Genomic DNA, 4,568 nt, shown 5'->3' on the forward strand with positions numbered 1-4,568 from the left:
CTAACTGATTATCATTATCACCAAAATAATAGCGAGTGGTTGTCCCGGCACGACAAGCATATTCCCATTCCGCTTCTGTGGGTAGGCGATAGGTTTTCCCGGTTATTTGACTCAATTTCTGACAAAAAGCTTGAGCATCGTCCCAACTAACCTTTTCTACCGGATTTTGGGGATTATTTTTAAAGTAAGAGGGATTGTTTCCCATTACCGCTTGATATTGTGCTTGAGTAATGGGATATTTGCCAATGGCAAAACTGTTTACTTTAACTTGGTGTGGAGGCTTTTGATAATCGCTGGCATCGGGATCACTGTCAGAAGAACCCATGAGAAATTTACCTGCTGGTAAGCTTACCATCTCTAGTGTTATTCCCTTGGGTAGGTTTTCGGTAAATAGAGTTAGCTTTGCTGGGGGAGGTGATGGCGAAGATGGCGGTGGTGGCGATACTTTAGGTAGGGGTGTAGGTGTCACAGTAGCGATACTTTTACCCGGAAAAATATCAAAATTTAAATCACTAGCTCGCTCACACCAATAACACTTTCCGTAACTTTTGCTGTAGTAATGACTATCAATTTTACTACAGGGTATAACCTCTTTTAATGCAGCTTCCAAAGTACCACGCCATTCCTCAGCCGTCGGTCGTTTTTGGGGGAATTTATGTCCCTCATTGAAACAGCGCAAAAATAGGGCGTGTAAGTCGCGATGTAAAATATTTAATGGTATGGTAGTATTACTAGGTACAACCAATTTATCCCCAGAAAAAGGCCAGAGTCCTCGGAGAATTAATTGTGATTGTTCCGGCTGCTCTCCCGCTCCTTGCCACACTCCCCGAAACGGCGGACCACCGAATAGTAGATAATAAATAACAACTCCTAATCGAAAGCGATCATGCACTTCTGTTTGATCTACATCTGCTATATTCACTCCGATTAATTCCGCTGGGGTAAATCCTTCTGAGCCAACTAAACACCGATATATTTTACCGCTATGGGGGTCTGATACTTGAAATGAATCTGTATCAATAATTGTAGGCAACCCCCGATTATTCACTAAGATATTTTCTAGCTTTATGTCTCCTAAAACATAACCTTTAACGTGAATTGCTTCGATAATAGCGGCTATGTTCCGCGCTACTACATGAAGAAAATACCAATTAGTTTCTAACTTGTATTTTCTTCTCATTATGGGCGTACAAATCTTTAATAATGTTTCTGAACCCACCACTTTTGGCATTAAAAACCCGACAACTTCTCCCTGGTTATCTTCTAAGATAGAATAGGGCCAAGCGAAGGAAATATGGTTAAGGTGAGCGTTAGGATCCCTGGGGCAATATCTCACCATTAATTGTAATTTATTTATCCGTTCATTATGGGGATTGTGGTAGATTTTCGCTAAGTAGCCATTAAAGTTAGTGTGCCATACTTTCGCTTCGCCACTGTTGGCAAGTTCTTGCGTTAGGGTAATTGGGCTATTCTGTCGTTGACAGCGATAAGTTAAAGACATCAAAAAATCTCCGAGTATTTATGCTGTTCAGAAAAATTTATCTAGTCGTTTCTAATAAGTTAGATATAAGTAGCTGGTTATAATTAAATTGAAGATAGATTTTGGGTTCGATCCCCCCTGCCCCCCTTGATAAGGGGGGTGTCTGACAACTTTTAACACCTACCTACTTATTATAAGTGTGAGAATCTTGCTCACTTACTAATAATATTAGTATCAATTAAATACTGGTTTGGCTGTGTCATCTTGAATGCGATCGAAGTCTGAATCGTTGCCAACGTTGGGAATCTGGCATAGCACCTCTGCCAAGGATTTTCGTTGCGGTTGCAGCAAGGCTTTTTCTAAGATTTTGCGGTGTTCGGCTTCGGCACTGATACCCTGTTGGCTGGCTCGCTTTTTGAGAGCTTTGACGATGGCTTCATCGATATTGCGGACGATTAAATCTGCCATAGACGACCTCCGTTTTATACAGATTACTCGAATTAACTTTAGCCCAATTTTCGCCAGAGTTGAGTGCTGAAGCGCAACAACAAACCTTGTAATCAAATCAGGTTCGTTGTTTTTTGCTGCTGCTGTTCCATCACTTCCCGCAAGATGTAGTTAATTTGTGTCTCATATCCTTTTCCTTGGGCTTTTAACCATTCTAATATATCTTGATCTAGTTGGATGGTTAATTGCTGCTTTGATGGCGAAAAAGATACTGTTTCTTGGGTAAGGAATTCATCACTTAACGGCGGAATATCAGAATAATCGATATTCTCATCCGTCATCGCATCAATTCTCTTCAAGTCGCTTTTGATAGATTTTCTGCTCACGATTGTTTGCCTTTCTCATTGAGATTATACGAGTTTTATTAGAGCGAGGGGTATTGCTTCTTTAAGTACCCGCTCTCTGATTCTATCTTTAAGTCCCTGTTCGGTAACAATATCAACTTTGCAGCCTAACAAGGCTTCAAGTTCTCTAATTAACGGCAAGGGAAACCAGGGACTCCGACGTTCGCTACAATAATCAATTAATAAATCAATATCGCTTTTTTCGTCAGCTTCTCCCCGTGCAATAGAACCAAAAATTCGCACATTATTTGCGCCGTGTTTAGCCGCAATAGCAATAATTTTTTCTCGTTTGTTTTTGAGTAATTCGTCAATTTTCATGATCTACTTAGTCCACAGTCTTATCGTAGGTTGGGTTGAACGATAGTGAAACCCAACATTTTTTAATAATTGAGTTGGGTTTCTAGGGAGCAGGGAAGTACAGGTTTTTGCTCCCATAGTAGGTTGATTCATGAATCAACCTACAAAGCACGACGTTTTAGATACAGAAACCGGGTTTCTTAAACAAACCCGGTTTCTTAAACCCCTCAGTTTCTTAAACAAAAAGCTAGGAGTAGCGTTTTATCATCGGTTGTTAACTTATTTAAATCCTCCCGCTCTAAAAATTCTTTGAGGTCTTCCTTCGACGGAGTTTCTGTCTGTTGCAAATACTCTTCTAATGGCTGAAAAAAAGGCGGAAAAGGCTGCCAATTTTTATAATCGATAGATACCTTTTCTACCCCATCCGTCGCCACACAAATAAACGCAACTGGCTCAGTTAAAACTCCTATTTGCATATCCTCCAAAGCATTGCTAGAAGTAACAAAAGTGGTTTCATTGATGTATTCTCCCTTGTCAGGCTGGAACAATAACTGATAATTTCCTCCCACAGGTTTGAACACAATAAAACCGTCTCCTATCTGCATCGCCGCTAATCGTTTTGAAGTAACCAAAACCACCAGTAAAGTTGTCGCTAGATCATTAATGTCTAACTGTTCTTTTTCGGCTTCTTCTTGGAGAATTTGCTGAATATGAGCCAACAGTCGCCGGAATATTTCCTTTAATTCGGCTTCAGTTCCAGTGGCAGCTAATGCTGTTTTTTTGAGATTTTCCTCTAAAAATTGCAGCGATGCTTTAACTGTTATTTTCGCACCCAAATCCGAATGTTTGGCACTACCGGCCCCATCGGCCACGGCTCCAATCAAAACATCCTGACCCAATACTTGATAAGCACCGTAATCTTGACAGGGTAATCCCGCTTGGATATGAAAACTACCGACCACCGACTGACATAATGTTCTCCACATAATTAACTGTCCTCTAGGTGGTAATTTGTCCCCAATTCACTGGTGGTAAATCGATCGCCTCTCCAATTTTACCACCAGAAACTCGTTTCATTGAGTTACTTAACCACTGAAATAAATCCCGAAAATCTAAACCATTGAGTAACACGGGGGGATTATTAGAAATCTGTTTGAGCGTCTCCATATCAGCACCCTGAACACCTACAGAAAAAAATAAAACCCGATTTTCTGCTTCTGCTTGTTTTACCCGTTGCGCCGCCAGATTCCATTGATCCGTAGGCGCACCATCAGTAATTAAAAATACCCAGGGGCGATAATATTGGATACCATAACTTTTATAAATCGCTTTATGATCTTCGATTAAATCTAAAGCCAATTCAATCGCTTTTCCCATGGGAGTTAACTCTCCTGCGGTTAAAGTAGGTGGCGTAAATTGGTCAATTCCGACAAAATCCTGCACGGTTTTAACCCCTCCATTGCCAAAAGTAATAATGGCAGTTTCTACACTTAACGTCGCCTGGGTATCTCGCATCACATCCTGTTGAAAGGTTTTGATCCCATCATTGAGAGCCTTAATCGGTTCCCCTAGCATTGAACCAGAGGTATCTAGTAGTAGCACCACAGGACAGCGAGTTTCCTGGTTTTCGACAAATTCAGCCACACCAATCGGCATTTTTTTCAAGCCTCCTAAATTTTTGAACTGGGGGAACTATGGGTATCTTAGGAATTGGGATTATCTACTTTTTGTCCTATTATATTATCTCTGCGAGTCCCATCAGAAAAGGTATCTTTCCTTTAAGCTGAACGCAGGATTTGATTTTTGGCCATTAGTCGCAGGGTGGCTCTTCTCGACTTTGTGTGATAATTTTTGCTTATGGAATCGTGAAATGCTTATCGGGCAAGACTTTTAGGGCTATTTTGCGGATATTCTATCAGTATAGACCTCGTTTCCACACA

6 protein-coding genes are annotated in these 4,568 nt (G+C 40.8%); all 6 read right to left on the bottom strand.

Annotated elements, in window-relative coordinates:
- Positions 1-1,501, bottom strand: a 1,501-nt coding sequence (locus IM322_RS21340; protein WP_287676987.1) for an SUMF1/EgtB/PvdO family nonheme iron enzyme, incomplete at its 3' end; no start/stop codon positions are given.
- Positions 1,502-1,714: 213 nt separating this feature from the next.
- Complete coding sequence (locus tag IM322_RS21345; protein ID WP_287676984.1) at positions 1,715-1,948, bottom strand: FitA-like ribbon-helix-helix domain-containing protein; 234 nt, start codon at positions 1,946-1,948, stop codon at positions 1,715-1,717.
- Between the two features lie 92 nt (positions 1,949-2,040).
- Entirely contained in the window at positions 2,041-2,313 is a 273-nt protein-coding gene (locus IM322_RS21350; RefSeq protein ID WP_287711760.1) for a BrnA antitoxin family protein, read from the bottom strand.
- 24 nt (positions 2,314-2,337) lie between these two features.
- Entirely contained in the window at positions 2,338-2,649 is a 312-nt protein-coding gene (locus IM322_RS21355) for a nucleotidyltransferase family protein (RefSeq protein ID WP_287676979.1), read from the bottom strand.
- 206 nt (positions 2,650-2,855) lie between these two features.
- Positions 2,856-3,614, bottom strand: a complete 759-nt coding sequence (locus IM322_RS21360; RefSeq protein WP_287676977.1) for a PP2C family serine/threonine-protein phosphatase — start codon at positions 3,612-3,614, stop codon at positions 2,856-2,858.
- 13 nt (positions 3,615-3,627) lie between these two features.
- Positions 3,628-4,284, bottom strand: a complete 657-nt coding sequence (locus tag IM322_RS21365) for a vWA domain-containing protein (RefSeq protein WP_287676974.1) — start codon at positions 4,282-4,284, stop codon at positions 3,628-3,630.
- Positions 4,285-4,568 lie beyond the last annotated feature (284 nt).

It is taken from the genome of Microcystis sp. M109S1, from assembly GCF_020247025.1.
Classification (GTDB): Bacteria; Cyanobacteriota; Cyanobacteriia; order Cyanobacteriales; family Microcystaceae; genus Microcystis.

Excerpts from the sequence above, each read along its gene's own strand:
- IM322_RS21355 (WP_287676979.1), bottom strand. The coding sequence starts at position 2,649 with ATGAAAATTGACGAATTACTCAAAAACAAACGAGAAAAAATTATTGCT.
- IM322_RS21360 (WP_287676977.1), bottom strand. The coding sequence starts at position 3,614 with ATGTGGAGAACATTATGTCAGTCGGTGGTCGGTAGTTTTCATATCCAA.
- IM322_RS21345 (WP_287676984.1), bottom strand. The coding sequence starts at position 1,948 with ATGGCAGATTTAATCGTCCGCAATATCGATGAAGCCATCGTCAAAGCT.
- IM322_RS21365 (WP_287676974.1), bottom strand. The coding sequence starts at position 4,284 with ATGCCGATTGGTGTGGCTGAATTTGTCGAAAACCAGGAAACTCGCTGT.